Origin of the sequence: Bacillus sp. UNCCL81, from assembly GCF_900112535.1 — a bacterium.
GTDB lineage: Bacteria > Bacillota > Bacilli > Bacillales > Bacillaceae_G > Gottfriedia > Gottfriedia luciferensis_B.
The window spans coordinates 281324-303173 of the sequence record NZ_FOMF01000003.1; the positions used below are offsets into that span (position 1 = coordinate 281324).

Below are 21850 nucleotides of genomic sequence, written 5' to 3' on the forward strand. Positions count from 1 at the left end.
ATATTCATAGACAAAATTAACCAATACAGATAATTCATGGCGAATTTTAATTATTGCACAGGTGATAAAATAATGAAAGAGTTTACAATTAAATTCCAGCTTTCTTAAAATAACTAAAAATAATTAATTATAACTAGTTAAGGGAGAATGATCTATGAAATCTCGTTTTATAGCAGCTCTATGTATAGCTATATTAATTATTCTATTAATTAGCAATCGCCTAGTTAATCATAGTATATTATCAAGTGGTAGCCAGGTTAGCCAACTAAAAGTTCAAAAGGTAAAATGGAATCTTACGACTAAAAAAAAATCACAAGAAGTAACCGTAACCTCTAGAACTTTGAATGTGTTACAACGTGAAAAAATCAGGATATTTATTACGACAGATCAATTAAAATCTTATAAAGTCATTGAACCAGTATATAATGGAAGTAATCAATTTACATTTAAATATTCCTTTAAGAAAGACACTCCATATTATGTTAGTATATTTTTAAATAACCAAACGCTTGATACAAAAATTTTCCAAAAACAAAAGGACAGAAAAGAAGAAGTTTTTCCGACAGCTATTTTAACGAAAAAGACCGATGATTATAGAGTATCCCTACTATATACTTCAATTCTTCCAAAAACTAAGAGTAAAATTACCTTTGATTTTGATCAATTTAGTAAACGTTCTAAATTTACAGATCAGCAATTTTATATTATGAATGAAGAAGGAACATATTTTAAGTTAATTCGTAATTCTAATAATCATTCAAAAGTAAACTATGAACTTGATTTACCTGAAGCAGGTATGTATAAAATATTTTATGAATTTAAATTAAATGACGAGCAAAAATCATTTGATTTTATTTTAGACGTAAAAGACAAAGACAGCTAAGGAGTTGGAAATGCATAATTTATTAATGAATTCAAAAGTATTAGTTTTTGATTTAGATGGTACTTTGTATGATGGTACTGAGCACTACGATTACTATGCGAAATTATTAACTAATGAAATAAGTTCAGAAAAGCGTGATTCTTTTTTAAAGGATTATAAAAAAATAAAAGATTATGACCATGCATTAACAATTGGAAAAATTTATGACTCAGAAAAAGATTTAATCATATCGTTAGATCCAATTACATTAAAGCCAATACAAGTATTTACATGGGAAGGGCAGCTACTTTCTAAAGACGAACTTCCAGAGAATTATCTTGAAAAGATTAATTATGAATTACCATATATCCCAGTAGGTGATGGTTGGTGGATTCCTTTAGTAGCAAGTTATCACTACGGTGCAAGAGACGTATATCACTGTTATGATAAAACAAAAGAATATATGGCAACAAAAGAGTTTAATATTCCATATATAAGAGGATTAAAAGAGGCTTTAGAAAAAGTTAAGGATTCAAAAAAATTAGTATTGTTAACGAACTCTGATCGAGAAGATGTAACTAGATTATTGAAGTTACTTAATTTAAATGATTTATTTCATCTAGAAATTACGGATGGTAAGAAGCCATTAGAAACAGAAAACCATTTTAAAAATATCATGAATAAGTTCAATGTTATGCCACATGAAATTGTATCAATCGGTGATAATTTCATTAATGAAATTTCACCTGCTTTAAAATTAGGTATGCACGGAGTTTATATTACAAATCAAACGACTATACAAGTTAGTGACTCCTTATTAGTAGTAAAAAAGCTAGAGGAAGTATTTGAGTAACTAAAAAAAACTGTAAGCGAAAAATTGCTTACAGTTTTTTGTTTGCATTGGACTGAATTTTAACACTGATTTGAATCACAATTTCAATTTGAAGTATACTCAATATCCAACTTATTTTTATGTGCATCATACATACTTTTGAAATGGCTATGAGAAAATATTGTTAGGAGGAAGTGTGAATGAACAAAAATCGAAAACGATACTCTCTCATATTTTCTATCTTTATTTTTTTTACTGCTTTTTTTAGTAATAACTTAAATAGTGAAGCAAGAACAACAAATTACGGCTATATTACTCACCCGTTATTAATTTATTTTTTTGATGTAGGTCAAGGAGATAGCATGGTTATGATTTTACCCAATGGTAAGACTGTACTGATCGATGGAGGAGATGTTGAACATGGAGGAGTCGTTATAAAAAAACTGAGACGACTACATATAAATGCGATAGATCTATTAGTCAGTACGCATCCAGATATCGATCATATTGGTGGGTTATTAAAAGTAATGAATAAAGTTAAGGTAACAAAAATATTGGATAGTGGAAAAAAATATAATTCACATTCTTATTATTTATATAAGAAAGAAGCGTACCAGAAGAATATTCCAATTAGTATCGCAAGGTTAAATGAAAAAGTAATGCTTGACCCTAATGTAGATATTACGGTTTTAAATAGCGGGAAAAAAACGTATACAAATAATAACAGTTCAATTGTATTGAAGGTTAAATATAATGACATTTCAATTTTATTAACTGGTGATATTGAAAGACAAACTGAAAAAAGATTAATTAAAAATGAGAATATCAATGCTCAAGTACTAAAAATTCCGCATCATGGATCATCAACATCAACTTCAGAAGCGTTTTTATTTGCTGTAAATCCTACAGTCGCAATCCTTTCATATGATAAATTTAACTTATTTGGTCATCCACATCGGTCAGTAATGAAGAGGTTAAATCACCTAGGAATTAAACAATATACAACGGACCAATACGGAGATATCGAATTATCAACAAATGGTCATAGTTTATATATTGAAAAAGAAGAAGTATTGGTAGATCCTTGAAGGACAGGAACCAATACTTCTTTATTTGTGACGTTTTTGTTAATTGTTCATAAGTAGTATAGACAACTAGGAGTATATATCATAAAATAGTTATGAAGAAATCAAGGTACTTATATAAATGAATGTGAAAGATGATTAAGTAAACACTACTTTCTATATTAGGGGTATTGGCGAAGACTTCTTAAGCAAAGGAAAGAGGAGAGTAAATGAAATCAATTATTAATGTAAAAATTTATACAGGTACAGAAGTAATTGAAGATGGTTATATTCGATACGATGAAAAAATTTCTTCTGTTGGTCATATGAATGGTTATGAAAATGCAGGTGAAGAAATAATTGAAGGAAAAGGAACAGTTATTATTCCTGGAATGATTGATGTCCATATTCATGGAGCATATGATGTCGATGCAATGGATGCTGATCCAAACTCAATGGTAACGATGAGTAAAGAAATGATGAAGGAAGGGGTAACAACATTCTTCCCGACTACAATGACACAATCTAAAGAAAATATTAAAAATGCTTTAAAGTCTTTAAACGAGGCTAAAAAACTTGGTGCTCACTTTGAATATATTCATTTAGAAGGACCGTTTGTTAATAAAAATAAAGCTGGAGCACAGCCTTTAGAATACATTATTAATCCCGACGTTGAACTATTCAAAGAATGGCAAGAAGCTTCTGGTGGATTAATCAAATTAGTTACTTATGCACCTGAGGTTGAAGGTGCAAAAGAGTTAGAAAAAGAGCTAGAACGCACAAACGTAGTTGGCACAGTAGGTCACTCTGATGCAATCCGTTCAGATTTTGAAGGTAGAAATATATTCCACGCGACACATTTATACAACCAAATGAGGCCAATGCATCATCGTGAAGCAGGAACAGTTGGACATGTATTACTTGATGACCGAGTAATGGTAGAAATGATACCTGATGGAATTCATATTCATCCTGATATGGTAAAACTTGCTTATCGCCTAAAAGGTGCTAAAAAAATAAGTGTAATTACTGATGCGATGAGAGCAAAAGGGTTAGAAGACGGCAAATATGAATTAGGTGGACAACCTGTTTTTGTGAAAAATAAAAGTGCAAGATTAGAAGACGGAACGCTAGCGGGTAGTATTTTGAAAATGGATGATGCATTCAGAAATATTATGGCATTTACTGGCTGTAGTCCTGAAGAAGCAGTACAAATGACATCAATAAACCAAGCTGAAGAGTTTGGTCTTAAGCATAAGGGTGTATTAGAACCAGGTAAAGACGCTGATTTTGTGCAAATGACTCCGGATTTCTTCGTTATTGATACAACTAGACAAGGTAAAAATATGAATGAGGTGACTTTATGAACGTAATCGTAGTAAAAAATGCAGAAGAAATTTCAAAAGTAGCATATGAAAAAATGGTAAAGGCATTTGAAGGAAAAGCGGAATTCACATTAGGATTAGCTACAGGTGGATCTCCACTAGGTATTTATGAACTTTTCCGTATTCATAAACCAGAAGTGTCAAACGTCATTACTGTAAATCTGGACGAATATGTTGGACTTGCTGAAGATGATCAAACAAGCTACCACACTTACATGGCAGAACAACTTTTTAACCATTTAAATTTTAAAGAAAACCATTTACCAAATGGAAATACAAAAAATTTAGAAGAAGCTTGTAAAAATTATGAGGAATTACTACAAAAGCATCCTGTAGATTTACAACTTTTAGGAATTGGTGAGAATGGTCATATTGCATTTAATGAGCCTGGTACACCATTCGATACACCTACTCATATTGTAGAGCTTACTGAATCAACTCGTAACGCAAATAAAATTTATTTTGAGAACGAAGAAGATGTCCCAACACATGCAGTAACGATGGGAATTGGTTCTATTATGAGAGCGAAAGAAATTATTTTAGTAGCTTCAGGCATCAAAAAGGCTGAAGCAGTTAAGGAAATGTTAAATGGAAAATTAGATATTAACTGTCCTGCTACTGCACTCCAAAACCACAACAATGTTACGATTGTTGTTGATGAAGAAGCATACTCACTTTGTAATAAATAATGTTAAAACTAGATAAAAATTCACCGTTACCGATTTATTTTCAAATACAAGAGATTTTAAAGCTTAAAATTAACTCAGGAGAATGGAAGCCTGGTGAGCGAATTCCCTCTGAGCAAACATTGAGTGAGATGTTAAATGTAAGCAGGATGACAATAAGACAAGCATTAAATAATCTTGTAAAGGAATCATTAATAAGTCGGAAACGTGGAATTGGGACGTTTGTATCGGTAAAAGATGGGATTGAAGTTGAGGAATCACTAAAATCATTAAGGAGTTTTTCTGAGGATATAACATCCATAGGATTGACCCCTACAAATAAACTACTTGGCTTTTCTACGATTGAAGCTGATGAATATTTGTCCGAAGTGTTATCAATTGAAAGTGGTTCTGAAATTTTTAAAATTGAGAGATGTCGTTTAGCAAATGATCATCCAATTGCAATCGAAACAACATACCTGCCAAAAAAATTAGTAAATCGAATTGATGAAAAAGTATTGAATCATTCCTTATATGAATATTTTGAAGTTACATTAGGTTATTCAATTAAAAAAGCCACAAAATGGATTAAAGCATCTTTAATGACAGAAAAAGATTCATTAATTCTTGAGGTAGCGGAGGATTCTCCTGCATTAGAATTACACCAAGTAACGTTTATTAATGAGGGTATCCCACTTGAATATGTAAGCTGTATTTACCGAGCTGATCGCTATCGTTTTACTATTGATATAGACCGTTAAAAAGAGTGCTTTTTTAAGCACTCTTTTTTTAATTGTTAGATGCCAAGTCAGCGGGTGTGCAAAATAAAATGGCTGCTGAAACTGCAATTAAATGTGTGGAAGTGCAAATAAAAAAGCCGAAACTGCAATTAAAATATGTAAATCTGCAAATAAAAATGTCAAATCTGCAATTAAATTCAGGGAAACTGCAAATAAAGGGTACCATTCAAGAAGAGATAGTATGAAGAAATCAAAAAAACTACCATAAATTATATTTCAATAAGAAAAAGGGTGCTCCTAGTAGCACCCTTTCCTTTTACTTAATTTGTAAAACAATTTTAACTGCTTCGGCTACTGAAGGAACGATATACGAAGCATATTTCTTAACTTCATCGTCAGCATTTTCCATCGCAAAGCTATTAGGAGTTAGTTCAAACATTGAGATATCATTGTATGCATCACCTATACAAGCAATTTCATCAGGTTTAATTCCTAATTTTTCGATTAGTATTTGAATTGCTGAACCTTTACTTACGTTTACTGGAACGATATCTAAACAATTTTTAGCAGAAATAAAAGAAGTGACAAATTCAGGCAGTTCTTTTTGTAATTCTTTTTGTAGCTCAAGTAAGTCTTCATCTTCACCTAACACTACATATTTTTTTGGAGTAATCGATTTACCTAAATCGTTTTTTAGTGTTTTTAATTCAACTGCATTCATGCTAGAGTTCTTTTCAATTTCTCTAACTAAATCCGTTTTCTCTTCAATATAGTATGTTGAATTATCAGCTACATAGATTAAAAATTTATCGTGTGAAATCATTTCGTAAACTTTATCGATTATACTTGGATGGAATGTTGCATCTAACAATGCTTCGCCATCATTTGAATAAATATAAGTTCCATTCATACTAATACGGTGAAAATTACCTTCCAAGCTTTCCATAATTTTTACGATTTCATAATCTAAACGTCCTGAAGCAAAACATAATAAAACACCACGATCTAAAAGGGTTTTTAATGCTTCTACATCATGTTCGAATAGTTGACCTTGGTGAAACATCGTCCCATCTAGGTCACTAACAAATAACTTAATCATTTTTCTTAACACCTACTCAATTTATATTTATACTTTTATATTCTATCCTACTATAATAGATTATCAAAAAAATATGATTATTTTATGAAACTTAAACTGCGTTTTAACTTTTTCAGAAAAATTATGTTATGATATAAAAGCGATTTTTTAAACTTGGGGGTGATAAAAAAAATGTCAGAGATGTCAGTATGTTATACAATCAAAAAGGTTCTTAATAATAATGTTTTAATAGCGAAAAATCCCGATCATACCGAAGTAGTTTTGCTAGGTAAAGGAATCGGTTTTAATAAAACTAGAGGAGATTTAATTTCCGAAGGTGTAATAGAAAAAATGTTTATCTTAAAAGATGAACAAAAACAAAAACAATATAAATCATTAATCAACTTTATGGATGAAAAATTAATGGGTACGCTGCAGCAGGCGATTTATTTAATTTCTGAAAGAACAGGATGTACTTTAAATGAGCAAATTCATATTGGGTTAACAGACCACTTAATATTTGCGATCAAACGTATTAGAGAAGGCTATAATGTTGATAATCCTTTCTTACAAGAAACGAAAGCAATGTACCCAGAGTATTTTAAAATTGCACAAGAAGTGATTGATTTGATAAATAAAGAAATAGATATAAATTTACCGATCGAAGAAGTAGGGTTTGTAACGCTTCATATCGTTAGTAATTTATCGATGGAAGTAGTATCGGATGTAAATAAGTTCTCTCAGATTATTAAAGATTTAGTAATCTATATAGAAGAATATTTAAAAATTGAAATTGATAAAGAAAGTATTCATTATTCAAGGTTAGTTCGTCATTTGCGATTTTTAATTGACCGTATATTTCATGGTAATTCATCTGAAGAGTCACCAGCTTTGGGTATAATATTAAAAAAAGAATACCCAGTATGCTATGATTTAGCATGGAAAATTTTAAAGTCAATCCAAGCTTCATTAAATAAACAAGCAAGTGAAGCCGAAGTAATATACTTAACATTACACTTAGAACGACTTGTTCAGAGTAAAATTAATAAATAATACAATAAGCCTAAAGAGCAATTTAGCGCTTTTATAAAATGGTTAATAAATATTAAAAAAAATAGGTATTTTGGCTTGATATTTTTAAAATCTATAGATATAATGAAAGCGAAATCATAAAAAACATAATTGAATATTGTACACATTATACGTGTTACTGATTCGATCAGGCATGAGTTGAAAAAATGTGAATTATTATACTTGGGTAGGGGAAACTATATCCAGGAATCAATAATCTCATTTTTTCTGCTCATGCCTTTTTTGTTTGGATAAAAGGAGGAAGACAATGTTTAAGAAAATCTTTGGAGTTTTACAAAAAGTTGGTAAAGCGCTTATGCTTCCAGTTGCAATTTTACCAGCTGCTGGATTGTTACTTGCATTCGGTAATGCATTTCAAAATCCACAAACATTAAAGTACTTACCATTTCTTGACGCGCACTGGTTCCAACTAGTAGCAAAAGTTATGGAACAATCAGGTGACATCATTTTTGGTAATCTGTCTTTATTATTTGCAGTAGGTGTTGCCGTTGGTTTAGCAGGAGGAGAAGGTGTTGCAGGTTTAGCAGCAATCGTTGGATTCCTGATTATGAATAAAACAATGAGTGTGTTCAGGGATATTGGACATTTTGTCGTTTTAGATAAAGCTTTAAATATTGCCAAATTTGATGATCCATCCTATGCGTTTGTATTAGGTATTCCTACACTTCAAACAGGTGTATTTGGTGGGATTATCGTTGGTTTAGTAGCTGCTTGGGCTTATAACAAATACTTTGAAATTGATTTACCTTCTTACTTAGGTTTCTTCGCAGGTAAACGATTTGTTCCAATTGCTACAGCAGCATTCTCAGTAGTACTTGGAATTTTAATGTGTTTCATTTGGCCACCAATTCAACATGGCTTAAACGCATTCTCGCATAATATGATCGATGCGAATTTAACTTTATCGGCATTCGTTTTTGGTGTTATTGAACGTTCGTTAATACCATTTGGTTTACATCATATTTTCTATGCACCATTTTGGTTTGAGTTTGGTTCATATACTGATAAAACAGGTATGGTTGTTCACGGAGATCAAAAAATCTTCTTCGCACAATTAAAAGACGGAGTAAAATTAACAGCTGGTACATTCATGGTAGGTAAATTCCCGTTCATGATGTTTGGATTACCGGCTGCAGCTTTGGCTATGTATCACGAAGCGAAACCAGAAAACAAAAAAATCGCTGGTGGTATTCTAGCATCAGCTGCATTAACTTCTTTCTTAACAGGTATTACAGAACCAATTGAGTTCTCATTCTTATTTGTTGCACCAGTATTATTCGGAATTCATGCAATCTTTGCTGGTTTATCATTTATGGTAATGCAATTATTAAATGTTAAAATTGGTATGACTTTCTCAGGTGGTCTAATTGACTACTTATTATTCGGTGTTCTACCGAATAGAACTGGCTGGTGGTGGGTAATCATCGTCGGTTTAGTATTAGCAGTTATTTACTACTTCGGTTTCCGATTTGCAATTAGAAAATGGGATTTAAAAACGCCAGGTCGTGAGGATGCAATCGCTGAAGATACTACAAGTAATACTCCAGCTAATGAATTACCTTATGAAATTTTACAAGCATTAGGTGGGAAAAGTAATATTTCTTCATTAGATGCATGTATCACACGTTTACGAGTACAAGTAAATGCAAAAGATGAAGTAAATAAAGATCGTTTAAAAGCACTAGGTGCCGCTGGAGTTCTTGAAGTTGGAAATAATATTCAAGCAATTTTTGGACCTAAATCAGATACATTAAAATCACAAATTAAAGACATTATGACTGGAAAAACTCCAGTTGTTAGTCAAGAAGCACATAAAGAAACAGCTTCAGCGGTAGATACTACTATTGAAGAATCGATTATTAATCCAATTGAAGGGGAAATAATCCCAATTACAGAAGTACCAGATCAGGTATTTTCTGGAAAAATGATGGGCGATGGATTTGCGATTATTCCTTCAGAAGGTACAGTTGTATCTCCAGTAGATGGCGAAATCGTAAATGTATTCCCAACAAAACATGCGATTGGTATTTTATCAAATGGTGGAAAAGAAATTTTAATCCATATAGGTATTGATACTGTAAAACTAAATGGTGAAGGCTTTGAAGTACTGGTATCACAAGGTGAGAAAGTAACAAAAGGTCAACAATTAGTTAAAATTGATTTACACTTTATTCGTGAAAATGCACCTTCTACAATTACACCTGTTGTATTTACAAACTTAGCTGAAGGACAACAAGTTGTTATTGAAAAACCAGGTAAGCAATCAAAAGGTGAAGTAGGCATCATTAAGATTAAATAAATCTAATTAAATAGACGAAAAATGTTTGATTTTAAAAGGGGTAGTATAGTTGACACTATGCACCCCTTTTAATAGAATATTTATAGTAGGCCAAACGTCTATACCAAAAATGTAGATTTAATCACAAAGGAGATATATTATTATGGAAAAAACTTTTAAAGTAACAGCTGATTCTGGAATCCACGCTCGTCCAGCAACATTATTAGTAAATGTAGCAGGTAAATTTAATTCTGATATCAATCTTGAGTATAATGGTAAAACAGTTAACTTAAAATCAATCATGGGTGTAATGTCTTTAGGAATTCAACAAGGAACTGAGATCAAAATTAGCGCTAATGGTGAAGATGCAGAACAAGCGATTGCTGCAATCGATGATACAATGAAAAAAGAAGGTTTAGGCGAATAATGTCTTTACATATTAAAGGTATTGCCGCTTCTAGTGGAATTGCAATTGCAAAAGCATTTCGCTTAGAAAATCCTGAATTAAACATTGTTAAAAAACAAATTTCAGATATTGATGCTGAAATTGCTAAACTTGACAATGCAATTCAAGTTTCTAACACTGAATTAGAAAAAATTCGTGATCACGCGAATGCTGAACTTGGTGAAGATAAAGCTGCAATCTTTTCTGCACACATCTTAGTTTTAAATGATCCAGAGCTAGTTAACCCAGTTAAAGATAAAATTAAGTCTGAAAGTATCAATGCTGATTTTGCTATGAATGAAGTTGCTTCAATGTTCGTTCAAATGTTTGAAAGCATGGATAATGAATATATGAAGGAACGTGCTGCAGATATCCGCGATGTTACGAAACGTGTAATGGCGCATCTTTTAGGCGTAACGATTTCTAACCCTGCAAATATTACTGAAGAAGTAATTATTATTGCAGAAGATTTAACACCATCTGATACAGCTCAATTAAACCGTAAATATGCTTTAGGTTTTACAACTGATATTGGTGGTCGTACATCTCACTCAGCTATTATGGCTCGTTCTCTTGAAATTCCTGCTGTTGTAGGGACAAAAGAAGTAACAAGTAAAATCGAAAATGGCGTAATGGTCATTGTTGATGGATTAGATGGTCATGTAATAGTAGATCCTTCAAACGAAGAATTAGAAGAGTATAAAGCTAAAAAAGAAAAATTCGAGCTACAAAAAGTTGAATGGGCTAAACTGAAAAATGAGCCAACTGTAACGAAAGATGGACATCATGTTGAGTTAGTAGCTAACATTGGTACACCGAATGATGTAGAGGGCGTTATCAATAATGGTGGTGAAGGTGTTGGTCTTTACCGTACTGAGTTCCTATATATGGGACGTGATAACTTCCCATCAGAAGAAGAGCAGTTTGAATCATACAAATCAGTTCTTGAAAGTATGGGTGATAAACCGGTAGTAGTAAGAACACTAGATATCGGTGGAGATAAAGAATTATCTTATTTACACTTACCAAAAGAAATGAACCCATTCTTAGGCTACAGAGCGATTCGTTTATGTTTAGATCAGAAGGATATATTCCGTACACAATTACGTGCATTACTTCGTGCTAGTGTGTATGGCAATTTAAAAATTATGTTCCCGATGATTGCAACATTAGATGAGTTCAGAGCAGCAAAGGCTGTTTTATTAGAAGAAAAAGAACAGTTAGTAAAAGAAAATGTTCAAGTCTCAGACAATATCGAAATTGGTATGATGGTAGAAATCCCTGCTTCTGCTGTTCTAGCAGATGTATTCGCTAAGGAAGTTGATTTCTTTAGTATCGGGACAAACGATTTAATCCAATATACAATGGCTGCGGATCGAATGAATGAACAGGTTTCATATTTATATCAACCATATAACCCATCTATTTTAAGATTAGTTAAAATGGTAATCGATGCTGCAAACAAAGAAGGCAAATGGGCTGGAATGTGTGGAGAGATGGCTGGAGATGCATTAGCTATTCCTTTACTTGTTGGATTAGGCTTACATGAATTCTCTATGAGTGCTACTTCAATCCTACCTGCTCGTAGTCAAATGGCTAAACTTTCTAAAGCTGAAATGGAGATATTAGCTGAAAAAGCTTTATCTATGTCTACTGCTGAAGAAGTTGTTAACTTAGTAAATAGCATCTAAAATAAAACAACAGGGAAACCTGTTGTTTTATTTTTAATATATCAAGTCAGGATAATGACCAACCGGATTGAAAAATTCCTACTGTTGACAAATTCGCTTCTTTAATTTAGTGTATGTTTAAATTATTAAACGAATAAGATTATTTTTGCATAATAAAAGTAGGTGGAGATTTGAGTAAAGAAGCAATTGAAGTATTTAGAGAATGTATTCCCTTGTTCCAAGCGTTAAGCGATCCTTATAGACAGGATATCATTTTAATGTTATCAGAAGGTGAAGCGCTAACTGTTAATGAAATTACGGAAAAAACTTCATTATCTAGACCGGCTATATCACATCATTTAAAAATATTACGTGATAATCAATTAGTACAAATTGAGCAAAAAGGCACACATAGATATTATTCATTAGCAATTGATTCTTCTCTAGAATTACTTAAGAAATTAATCATTACTGTTGAGCACCATTGTTAATGAATCGTAATGACATAAAAGGGACTCCGACTTTTGTCAGAATCCCTTTTACTTTTCATTTATGATTAAATCCAAATAGACATTTCTTTTGCAGAAAAACGCGTAGTATGATGTCCAGGTACTTTTTCTTTACCAATGGCAATCAACATTGTTGGAATATAGCGATCATCAGTTAAGAAAGTTTCTTTAAACGCTTGTTCGTTAAATCCACCGATTGCACAAGTGTTCCAACCTTTTGCAGAAGCAGCCATTATTAATTGCATACCAGCAAGAGAAGAGTTCAAGATCCCTTGTTCACGATTACGTTGTTCTGTTGCATAAGCATTTTCAACGTTTGCTTTTAATTTGTCTTTTGCTTCTTGAGTCATAAAACCAGCTTCTACTGCAGGTCCGAAAACTAAGTCAACATTTTTTGCTGATTGTGTATCGGCTAATACAGCAATTACACATGAAGCATCTTTAACTTGACCTTGGTTATATGCAACAGGTAATAATTTACCTTGCGCGTTTTCACCATGGAATACAACGAATTTCCAATGTTGTAAATTCCAAGCAGATGGTGCAGTCATTGCAGCATCAAGAAGTTCAGTAATTTCGCTGCTACTGATTTCAGTAGAAGAATCGAATACTCGAGTAGAGTTTCGTTCTTTAATCATTTCAAAAAATTGTTCATTTTTCATATGAAAATACCTCCAAAAATTAGGTGCATTAGATACATTTTTATGTACTTTTTAAATATAGATAGTTCCATTATTAGAGTCAACAAATTAGTGTTGAAATAACCTAAATTTAATTTGAAATAAGTTTTAGTTTGCTTATTTTTTTATAAGAATAGCTCAGGCTTTTTTATTAATATTTTTTATGTTAGTTTATTTATGGATATTAAAAGAGGAGTGTGTAATATGGAAGCAATTAATTTAAAAGATTTACAAGTTGGATTTATCGGAATTGGCGTTATGGGAAAAAGTATGGCAAAGCATTTAATCAATGCAGGTGCAAAATTACATATTTATAACCGTACAAAAGAAAAAGCAAATGAATTAATTGATTTAGGTGCAACTTGGTATGATACACCTAAAGAATTAGCACCAAATTGTCAGGTTATTTGTACGATGGTCGGCTATCCAAGTGACTTAGAGGAAGTATATTTTGGCGATTATGGGATCATCCAATCAGCTGCAAAAGGGACAACATTTATCGATTTTACAACTTCGACACCAACTTTAGCTAAAAAAATTAATGAGCTAACAAAATCAGTAGGTATGTCTTCATTAGATGCACCTGTGTCAGGTGGAGATTTAGGAGCAAGAGAAGCTAGATTAGCCATTATGGTTGGTGGAGAAGAAGAAACTTTTCATAAAATGTCCGCATTATTTGATGTTTTAGGAAAAAATATTGCATATCATGGAAATGCTGGTAGTGGACAACATGTAAAAATGTGTAATCAGATTGCAATAGCTTCAGGTATGTTAGGAGTTTGTGAGGCGCTTGCATATGCGAAAGCAGCAGGATTAGACGGTGAAAAAGTATTAGGAAGTATTTCTACGGGTGCAGCGGGTAGTTGGTCATTATCTAATTTAGCACCTCGTGTTTTAAGAGGCGATTTCGAGCCGGGATTCTATATTAAACATTTTATAAAAGATATGGGAATCGCAATTGAAGAAGCTGAAAAAATGGAATTAAATCTACCAGGACTTTTCCTTGCAAAAAAATGCTACGATGAACTGTCTAAAAATGGTTTAGATGAAAAAGGAACGCAAGCACTTTATACTTTATACGATCCGTCTCACCACATTCAATAATTTAATGAATAGAGGTTAACAAGTGCAAAATTTTCAACTTGCAAAGTTTTATCAACGATTAAGTGCGTTTTTATTCGATACGTTTATCGTTTCAGTAGTTTATGGGATCATTATTGCTATTATTACGATGAATCCTGAGAAGATATTAAGTCGTTTTAATTCTACATCAGGAAATTCGACGGTCGATTTAATCGTTATTTCAATTATTATGATCATATTATTTGTAGTTGTTCCACAATTTAATAAAGGGATGACATTTGGTCAAAGATTTTTAGCTATTAAAATGATAAAAGATAACTATGAAGAAACGACAATGATACTATTTTTCATACGTTTTATCTTTATAGCAGGAATATCAGTTCTATTTTTAGGTGTACCATTAATAGTTAATGTCTATTTAATGTTATTTAGAAAAGACCATAAAACAATTCAGGACTTGTTATTTAAAACAAAAGTAATACAAGCTAGATAAAAAAGCAGGGGAGGATCAAATAATCCACCCCTGCTTTTTTATATTAATTTCTAAGACTAGTTACAAACTCTTCTAATCGGTCACATGCAATTTCTAGTTCTTTCATTGAATAAGCATATGATAATCGAATAAATGAATCTCCATATTCAGAAAAAGCTTCTCCTGGAATAACCGCTAGATTATGTTTTTCTACTAGATTTAGTGCGAACTCCATGGAAGGCATATTGAATTCTTTAATTGATGGGAATAAATAAAATGCACCTTCTGGCTTAATACAAGGTAGGCCCATCTTTTCTAATCGATCAATCATATAATTACGTCTTATTTTATATTCCTTTGCCATTTCAATTGGAGAATCAATGCAATCAGTTAATGCTGTAATTGCTGCATATTGAGATATTGATGTAGCGCATGATACGTTATACTGATGCACTTTTAAGATTTCCTGAGCTAAATAAGCAGGCGCATAGATAAAACCAATTCTCCAACCAGTCATCGAATGTGATTTGCTAAGACCGTTTATGACAATTGTCTTTTCTCTCATACCAGGGTAACTAGCAATTGAAGTATGAGCCGTATCATATGTCAGCTCACTATATATTTCATCTGATAAAATGAATACGTCTTTCTGAGATAAGTAGTTAGCTAAATTCTCAAGTTCCTCTTTCGTTAATGTGACGCCTGTTGGGTTATTTGGATAAGGTAAAACAATACAACGTGTTTTTTCAGTGATCTGTTCTTCCAATAATTCAGGTGTAATTTTAAAACCACTATTAGATGTATCGACAAAAACTGGTTTTGCACCACATGTTTGAATAATTGGTGCATAGCCAGGATAGATTGGTGCAGGAAGAATAACCTCACAGTCATCATTAAGGATCGTCCTGAATGTAACATCGAGTGCTTGACTAGCTCCTACTGTAACGATTATTTCATTCGATGGATCATATGATAAAGAATATTTTTTCTTTAAAAAATTAGAAGCAGCATTTCTAAGTGCAGGCAGTCCTGCATTAGGTGTATAGACTGTTTGATTTTGATTAATTGCATGAATAGCAGCTTCTTTAATAGGTGCTGGAGTTGGAAAATCAGGTTGACCCAATGTTAATGCAATGACATTGTCATATTTTTCAATTTTTTGGGCAAATTTTCTAATACCGGAGATTTGAATTTCTTTTACACTTTCGTTTATATATTTGTTCATTTTAAATCCCTCTACTTATTATTTTTATATTAAAATTAAACTTTTTAATCGAACTATTCAATGAAATTTTCTTCATTTTACCATATAATAAAAAAAGTATTTAGTAGTGAAATAATTTGATTGCCTAAAGAAGGTGAGTAACTTGTTACAAGTAATAGGAATAACAAAAAATAAAGTAATCGATCGTAATATTACAATAGCAGATGCAAAATCAAATAATTACTTGTGGTATTGGGTAGACATTGATGAACCGACTGAAGATGAGATTCAACTTTTATCAACCGAATTTAATTTTCATCCTTTAGCGATTGAAGATTGTTTGGAATATGTGCAACGACCTAAACTTGACTACTATGAAGGATATCATTTTTTAATTTTGCACGAATTAAATAAAAAAGACTTAGAGGAGACGGAACTAGATATTTTTGTAAGTGATCATTATGTTATCACATTTCATATCCATAAAAGTCCGACCGTACAACAAGTTTTAGAGAATATAATGTCAGACCGTCGAGCTTCGAAGAGTCCACTTCATTTAACGCATCGAATTATTGATGAGCTTGTTGATAGTTATTTTCCACTAATTTATCGTTTAGAGGATGAACTATCAGACCTAGAAATTGATCCATTAAAGAAACAAGTAAATAATGCTGTAGAAAGATTATATGATATTAAATCTGATTTATCGAAATTAAGAAGGACGATTTTACCAACTCGTGATTTATTATATCGAATTCTTAATTCAAATCGATTTAAAGATATATCTGAACATCGAATTTATTTTGAAGATATACACGATCATTTAATGAAGCTTTCGGATATGATTGAGACGAATCGAGATTTAGCTTCCGATATTCGAGAAAGCTATTTTTCATTAAGCTCAGAAAAAATGAATAATATTATGAAAACACTAACAATAATATCATCTTTCTTTTTACCACTAACGTTTATCGTAGGTTTATATGGAATGAATTTCCACTATATGCCGGAATTAACATGGAAATATGGATACTTATTTATCTTAATTTTAATGGGATTTGTTACGATCCTAATGTACATATTTTTTAAAAGAAAAGGTTGGTTTTAAGTCGTTAAGCACTTAAGCTTGACGACTTTTCTTATATTTTAGAATACTTTGTAATAATGTGACGTTCTATGTAGAAATGTTTTTTTTGAATTTTTTGTATTAATAATTAGAAGTTTAAATAACTATGTTATAATTTGTTGAAAGAAGGGGTGGGGGACACTTTAATGCTGCAATTAAAAGATTTATTAATTCAATTTGCAATCATAATCATTCCGGTCTTTTTATACGAAATGTTCTGGCTTAGTAGATACCACAATACAAGCCCGAAACAAAATAGAATATTAGTTGGATTGCTAACTTTTTTTAATATTTTTATTTGCTTGCTTTACCCAATTCACATTAGTGAAAGCATGGCTATTACTTTTAGTATTTTATTAATCTATTCATCTATTTTATATGGTGGAAGATTGATCGGAACGATTATTATTTTAACGAAAGCAATTTTTGTGTATTTGCTATATGGTTTAGCATCTTTGAAATCTTTTCCATTTGAAGTGATTTCGTGTATCTTACCATTTATTGTTTCACCACATTGGGTTAGTTTTTCTAAAAGGAAGAAATTTGCTTTAAGTATTTTAATGCCAATTTTATTTTCGTTCAGTATGGTCTGTTTGCTTTATTATGAAGCAACGGTAAATGGTATAAAAGAGTACCAATCAGATCAAACAATTTTTTCGGCGTGCATATTTTTTACTGTTTTAACAATTACAATGCTGTTTCATGTTTATTTAAGAGAGTTTTTATTTGAAAATGCTGAAATTCGCGTACAAATGCAGAAATCAGAGAAATTAAATATGGTGAGTGAACTTGCGGCGAGTGTAGCTCATGAAGTGAGAAATCCATTAACGGTTGTAAGGGGTTTCATTCAGTTAATTGAGAATCAAGAAAGTGGAACGAATAGAGAATATATGAAACTTGTATTAGCTGAACTAGACCGAGCTGAAAATATCATTTCAGATTATTTAAACTTAGCTAGACCTCAAATTGAGGAAAAGAAAATAATCAATATGACAGAACAGCTGAATGAAGTAACAACATTAATGTCAAGTTACGCCTCACTACAGGGTGCTTTCTTACAAGTAAATGTAAATGAGGATATGTATACTGTCGGAGATCGCGCTAAGCTTAAACAAGCAATCATTAATGTTCTAAAAAATGGTGTAGAAGCTATAAAGGACACGAAAGGCTATATTAAAATTGAAGCAAATATTGAGAAAGAAAGAGATCGAGAGTACATACGAATTGTTGTGAAAGATAATGGAGTAGGTATGTCAAAAGCACAATTGGATCGTTTAGGACAACCTTTTTATTCTTTAAAAGAAAAAGGAACAGGTCTAGGACTAATGGTTACTTTTAGTATTATTGAAGCTCATAAGGGAACGATTGAGTATTTAAGTGAAGAAGGCAAAGGAACTGAAGTTCATATTGTCTTACCAGCTTATCATCAAGAACAGAGTGAAGAGGTATAATGAAAGAATAAAGAGAAGGGAAAATTCCCTTCTCTTTTCAAACTAAAAATCTTTCATTTTCATAATGTAGTAAAAGTGCTAAATAATAAACGAATTATTTTACAGACTTAGGTTTAAAAAAGAGTGATTTAATTGCATTTTTCCAGTCTCTTTCCTTTGAGGCAGCTACCATCTTCTTTGTTTCCTGTAATTCTCTAATCATCCTCATTAATTGAGCATCTCGACCAGATTCTTTTGATTTAATTTCTTCAAACATTTGCTCTAATTTTTCATCTTTTTCTTCAATTACTGTTGCTAACCCTTGCAGCTCTTCACTTTTTTCTTCAACTGAATATAATATTTTTTCTAACTTTTGATCCTTCTCTAAGTTCTGTTTGATTAATGTTTGATTTTGAGTTAGGATTTGTTCATTTTGATACGCTAGATTCGTAATTTGGGACATAAACTCTTCAAACATAATTTGATTAGAATTTGTCGGTACAAAAGTAGTAACATTCTCTTTTGAAACGATTGGTTCCGTTACTACGTTTGATTCATTAAACTTTGAAAGAACTACTTCATCAGGTAGTTTTTTATTTTCTTCGAGTACTTGTTCAACAGTCATTTCTTCAAAACGATATTCTTGGACTTCTTCATCCTCAGAATTTTGATCTGATTGATTTGTTAAAGGACCAGAAACTGTAACATGCTCTTCTTTTTGTAACGATTGCTTTATTACGACTTCTTCAATTATTTCTAATTGGTCTTCAAACTTCTCAGTATCTTGTGAAAAAGGTTGCTCCATTACGCATTCATCAATTGTTTCTAGTTGAGAAAGTGATTCTTCAATATGCTTTGTATCTTGTGAAGTTATTTGACTATTCTCTACGACTTCGATTTGTTCTGCTTGGAATACAGACGCTTCTAAAGCTGCTTCTTCTAGTATTAGTGAATGTTGAATTAATTCTGAATCAACTGTTTCAATTTGGGTATTTACATCTTCAACAATATCATTCTTATTTACTTCAATTAATTCGATGTCATTCTTCATGTCAAAATTTTTATGTATGTTATTTTCTAGAGGAATATTCGGGGTGATATTTTCTGTCATTTCATTCTCAATTGTAGTTGTTTCAATTACATGAACTTCAGTTTGACTTTGAAGAGACTGGTAATTTAAAGCATATTCAACTGATTGTAAAAGATTTTCATTTTCGTGGTACTCTTTAATAATCATTTGAAATAATTCAAAATCATTTTGATTATAGATCCTAGTATCTTGGTTCTTTGTAAAATGATATTCTTTCTTTTCTAGTTCCTTACTAATCTCTCTTACACGTGATTTACCTATTTTTAATTTCTTTGAAATGTCTTTACTTGTAAAAATTACTGACATTTGATATCCTCCTGAAAAATATGTGTTTTTAGAACATTCAATATAAAGTTAAATTTTTCCTACCTAATCTACTTAAAATAATTCTACAATGTATAACAAAGTCCATATGATTACTAAAATTAAAATCAATATATGAGGAAAAATAGTGAAAAATAGAAAATATTACTTAAAAAGTAGCATAAATTCGACTAAAAAATTGAGAGTGACTCAATGTTTAATCACTCTCAAATCAAATCTTTAAATTTGTAATCTAATCTATCAAAAAGTAGACATAAAGTAATCTATTGATCCGAATTTGTCTGCTTATTTGTTTTTTCTAATCCTGCTTCTTGAAGTACAGCCTTTTGAGCTTGTCCTTTTTTACCTAAATAATTATGCTTAGCACCGAAGTATAAAATAAAAAGGAATGAAATTACATTAATTACAGCATCAATTTGTTCATTATTTAGGAATTTAAACCCAAAAGAATTTAGTAACAATTGAAGTGCAAATAAGAACCCAGCAACATAACGAATAATATCTTGTAAGTTATTATTACCGAACATATCAATCACCCCCTATTCATATAGTATGTTTGTCTCAAACGATAGGTGAGACAAATCTACTAAAATATGAGAGGTAAATAAAGAATTTCCGTACATTCAAATAAAAAAGGGAAGGATTATAAACCCATTTTAAAAGGTCTTTTAATCTTCCCATTTAATCTATATTAATGTTATTTAGTAATGATTGTTTCAGCTTATTTCTCTTGCTTACCTTTATTTTTACGAATTGGTTCACTCGGAAAAGTAAATGTAGAGTTATTTAGAAATGAAGAAGCTCTTAAAAATTGCCCTGGGGTATTTCTTCGGTAGTTAGATCCGTTTTTGAAATGGTTTTCAGATTTAACGTTTTGAATACCTAAGAAATGATGAAGTATTTTTTTGGCATAGCTTAATGACATGGATACTTTTGGGTTACGATGAGTATTTTCTAATATTCCTAAATGCGGGAGAAGTTTAAAGTCTTCTTTTAAAGGTGGTATATGAAAGAAAAAATCTCCACAAGCAATCAACACATCAGATTGTTGTTTACTTGACTTGGGATTATTTGAAAAATGTAATCCAACTTTCTTAGCAATACCTTTATCAATAAGCTTTAAGATAGCTTGTCTTTTTAGTGAATATAGTTCACTTGGTTCAAGTGCTGTTTTAGCATGTTTATTTACAACAAATATTGCCTGAAAAATTTCTTCATTTGTAAAATTTAGTTTATTCAGGCTAGGTTCTTTCGATTTCATGCTTCTATGTTACCTCCGAAAAATAATAGATATGAGTATATTATATCTTTAGTTTAAAATTTTTCAAATCAAATCTGGAGAAGTGGTTATATAATAAAAAGCTAATCGAAATAATATTCATTAATACGACTAGCTTTTTTTAATTAGTATGGATAGGGTCCTATGTTACCTGGCGAATTTAATCCTGCATTATTAGGTAAAAAAGCACCAGGATTTACAGGTGGGTAAGGTTGTTGGTATCCAGGGTACCCACCACCGAAGCCGCCACCGAAACCACCACCGTATGGAGGATATGCTGGATATGGTGGGAATTGTCCATATGGCGGATAATAAGGTGGTCTAAACGCTAGTGCTCCTAACGCGAATCCGCCTGCTAATCCCGCTAATCCTCCTATTATTGGCAAAATTGGGAAAAAAGGAACAAAGCGTTGTTCGTTATGATCAAAGTAGTAGGATGGAGCATGATCTTCTCTATAATAATGATTTAAATTAGGGTGATATTGATAATTCATGTATTTAACCTCCTCTCTTGTCTTCAATATTAGTGTATGGAGTACTAA

The 21850-nt window shown here is 31.5% G+C and carries 23 protein-coding genes; 16 read left to right on the top strand and 7 right to left on the bottom strand.

Annotated elements, in window-relative coordinates; translation table 11 throughout:
* Positions 1–154: 154 nt before the first annotated feature.
* From BM319_RS07135 to BM319_RS24625, 7 genes are all read left to right on the top strand, one after another.
* Entirely contained in the window at positions 155–883 is a 729-nt protein-coding gene (locus BM319_RS07135) for a hypothetical protein (protein WP_091022028.1), read from the top strand.
* A 10-nt stretch (positions 884–893) separates the two neighbouring features.
* Positions 894–1715, top strand: a complete 822-nt coding sequence (locus BM319_RS07140; protein ID WP_091022030.1) for an HAD family hydrolase — start codon at positions 894–896, stop codon at positions 1713–1715.
* 179 nt (positions 1716–1894) lie between these two features.
* The gene (locus BM319_RS07145; RefSeq protein ID WP_091022032.1) at positions 1895–2782 is read left to right on the top strand and encodes a ComEC/Rec2 family competence protein; all 888 of its coding nucleotides are present in this window, start codon (positions 1895–1897) and stop codon (positions 2780–2782) included.
* A 206-nt stretch (positions 2783–2988) separates the two neighbouring features.
* Positions 2989–4125 carry an N-acetylglucosamine-6-phosphate deacetylase gene (gene nagA, locus BM319_RS07150; RefSeq protein WP_091022034.1) on the top strand — a complete coding sequence of 379 codons (1137 nt, stop codon included), beginning with the start codon at positions 2989–2991 and terminating at the stop codon, positions 4123–4125.
* Complete coding sequence (gene nagB / locus BM319_RS07155; RefSeq protein WP_069035517.1) at positions 4122–4832, top strand: glucosamine-6-phosphate deaminase; 711 nt, start codon at positions 4122–4124, stop codon at positions 4830–4832. The genes nagA and nagB overlap by 4 nt, the downstream gene beginning before the upstream one ends.
* The gene (locus BM319_RS07160) at positions 4832–5569 is read left to right on the top strand and encodes a GntR family transcriptional regulator (protein WP_069035518.1); all 738 of its coding nucleotides are present in this window, start codon (positions 4832–4834) and stop codon (positions 5567–5569) included. The genes nagB and BM319_RS07160 overlap by 1 nt, the downstream gene beginning before the upstream one ends.
* Positions 5570–5637: 68 nt before the next feature.
* Positions 5638–5793, top strand: a complete 156-nt coding sequence (locus BM319_RS24625; protein WP_175403538.1) for a hypothetical protein — start codon at positions 5638–5640, stop codon at positions 5791–5793.
* Positions 5794–5864: 71 nt separating this feature from the next.
* Here the strand turns inward: BM319_RS24625 and BM319_RS07165 are convergent, their stop codons facing one another.
* Complete coding sequence (locus tag BM319_RS07165; RefSeq protein ID WP_069035519.1) at positions 5865–6647, bottom strand: Cof-type HAD-IIB family hydrolase; 783 nt, start codon at positions 6645–6647, stop codon at positions 5865–5867.
* A gap of 180 nt (positions 6648–6827) precedes the next feature.
* On the opposite strand from BM319_RS07165, the gene glcT reads away from it, so the two are divergent.
* The 5 genes from glcT to BM319_RS07190 all read left to right on the top strand — a co-directional run bounded on the left by glcT (position 6828) and on the right by BM319_RS07190 (position 12602).
* Positions 6828–7679 (top strand): glucose PTS transporter transcription antiterminator GlcT, encoded by an 852-nt coding sequence (gene glcT / locus BM319_RS07170; protein WP_091022290.1) that lies wholly within the window; start codon positions 6828–6830, stop codon positions 7677–7679.
* A gap of 286 nt (positions 7680–7965) precedes the next feature.
* Positions 7966–10017, top strand: a complete 2052-nt coding sequence (gene ptsG / locus BM319_RS07175) for a glucose-specific PTS transporter subunit IIBC (RefSeq protein WP_069035520.1) — start codon at positions 7966–7968, stop codon at positions 10015–10017.
* A gap of 142 nt (positions 10018–10159) precedes the next feature.
* The gene (locus tag BM319_RS07180; RefSeq protein ID WP_025568635.1) at positions 10160–10423 is read left to right on the top strand and encodes a phosphocarrier protein HPr; all 264 of its coding nucleotides are present in this window, start codon (positions 10160–10162) and stop codon (positions 10421–10423) included.
* Positions 10423–12132, top strand: coding sequence for a phosphoenolpyruvate--protein phosphotransferase (gene ptsP, locus BM319_RS07185; RefSeq protein WP_069035521.1), 1710 nt, complete (start codon positions 10423–10425; stop codon positions 12130–12132). Before BM319_RS07180 ends, ptsP begins: the two co-directional genes overlap by 1 nt.
* Positions 12133–12302: 170 nt before the next feature.
* Positions 12303–12602, top strand: coding sequence for an ArsR/SmtB family transcription factor (locus BM319_RS07190; RefSeq protein WP_069035522.1), 300 nt, complete (start codon positions 12303–12305; stop codon positions 12600–12602).
* Positions 12603–12667: 65 nt separating this feature from the next.
* Here the strand turns inward: BM319_RS07190 and BM319_RS07195 are convergent, their stop codons facing one another.
* Positions 12668–13282, bottom strand: a complete 615-nt coding sequence (locus BM319_RS07195; protein WP_025568638.1) for a nitroreductase family protein — start codon at positions 13280–13282, stop codon at positions 12668–12670.
* Between the two features lie 231 nt (positions 13283–13513).
* Here BM319_RS07195 and BM319_RS07200 point away from each other — a divergent pair, with 231 nt between their 5' ends.
* Together BM319_RS07200 and BM319_RS07205 are read left to right on the top strand one after the other, a co-directional pair.
* Positions 13514–14404, top strand: a complete 891-nt coding sequence (locus BM319_RS07200; RefSeq protein ID WP_091022292.1) for an NAD(P)-dependent oxidoreductase — start codon at positions 13514–13516, stop codon at positions 14402–14404.
* 22 nt (positions 14405–14426) lie between these two features.
* Positions 14427–14876 (top strand): RDD family protein, encoded by a 450-nt coding sequence (locus BM319_RS07205; RefSeq protein ID WP_069035524.1) that lies wholly within the window; start codon positions 14427–14429, stop codon positions 14874–14876.
* A 43-nt stretch (positions 14877–14919) separates the two neighbouring features.
* Here the strand turns inward: BM319_RS07205 and BM319_RS07210 are convergent, their stop codons facing one another.
* Complete coding sequence (locus tag BM319_RS07210; protein ID WP_069035525.1) at positions 14920–16080, bottom strand: aminotransferase A; 1161 nt, start codon at positions 16078–16080, stop codon at positions 14920–14922.
* A 133-nt stretch (positions 16081–16213) separates the two neighbouring features.
* Between BM319_RS07210 and corA the strand changes: the two genes are divergently transcribed.
* Together corA and BM319_RS07220 are read left to right on the top strand one after the other, a co-directional pair.
* The gene (gene corA, locus BM319_RS07215) at positions 16214–17167 is read left to right on the top strand and encodes a magnesium/cobalt transporter CorA (RefSeq protein WP_502686139.1); all 954 of its coding nucleotides are present in this window, start codon (positions 16214–16216) and stop codon (positions 17165–17167) included.
* A 164-nt stretch (positions 17168–17331) separates the two neighbouring features.
* Entirely contained in the window at positions 17332–18636 is a 1305-nt protein-coding gene (locus BM319_RS07220) for an ATP-binding protein (protein ID WP_025568643.1), read from the top strand.
* 94 nt (positions 18637–18730) lie between these two features.
* On the opposite strand, the gene BM319_RS07225 is transcribed toward BM319_RS07220, so the two are convergent.
* The 4 genes from BM319_RS07225 to BM319_RS25310 form a co-directional block, all read right to left on the bottom strand.
* Entirely contained in the window at positions 18731–20011 is a 1281-nt protein-coding gene (locus BM319_RS07225; RefSeq protein ID WP_069035527.1) for a DUF3967 domain-containing protein, read from the bottom strand.
* A gap of 281 nt (positions 20012–20292) precedes the next feature.
* Complete coding sequence (locus BM319_RS07230; protein ID WP_025568645.1) at positions 20293–20556, bottom strand: phage holin; 264 nt, start codon at positions 20554–20556, stop codon at positions 20293–20295.
* A gap of 194 nt (positions 20557–20750) precedes the next feature.
* Complete coding sequence (locus BM319_RS07235; RefSeq protein WP_025568646.1) at positions 20751–21290, bottom strand: YkyB family protein; 540 nt, start codon at positions 21288–21290, stop codon at positions 20751–20753.
* A 143-nt stretch (positions 21291–21433) separates the two neighbouring features.
* A complete protein-coding gene (locus BM319_RS25310; protein ID WP_025568647.1) occupies positions 21434–21802 on the bottom strand; it encodes a hypothetical protein in 369 nt (122 codons plus the stop codon).
* Positions 21803–21850: the final 48 nt, after the last annotated feature.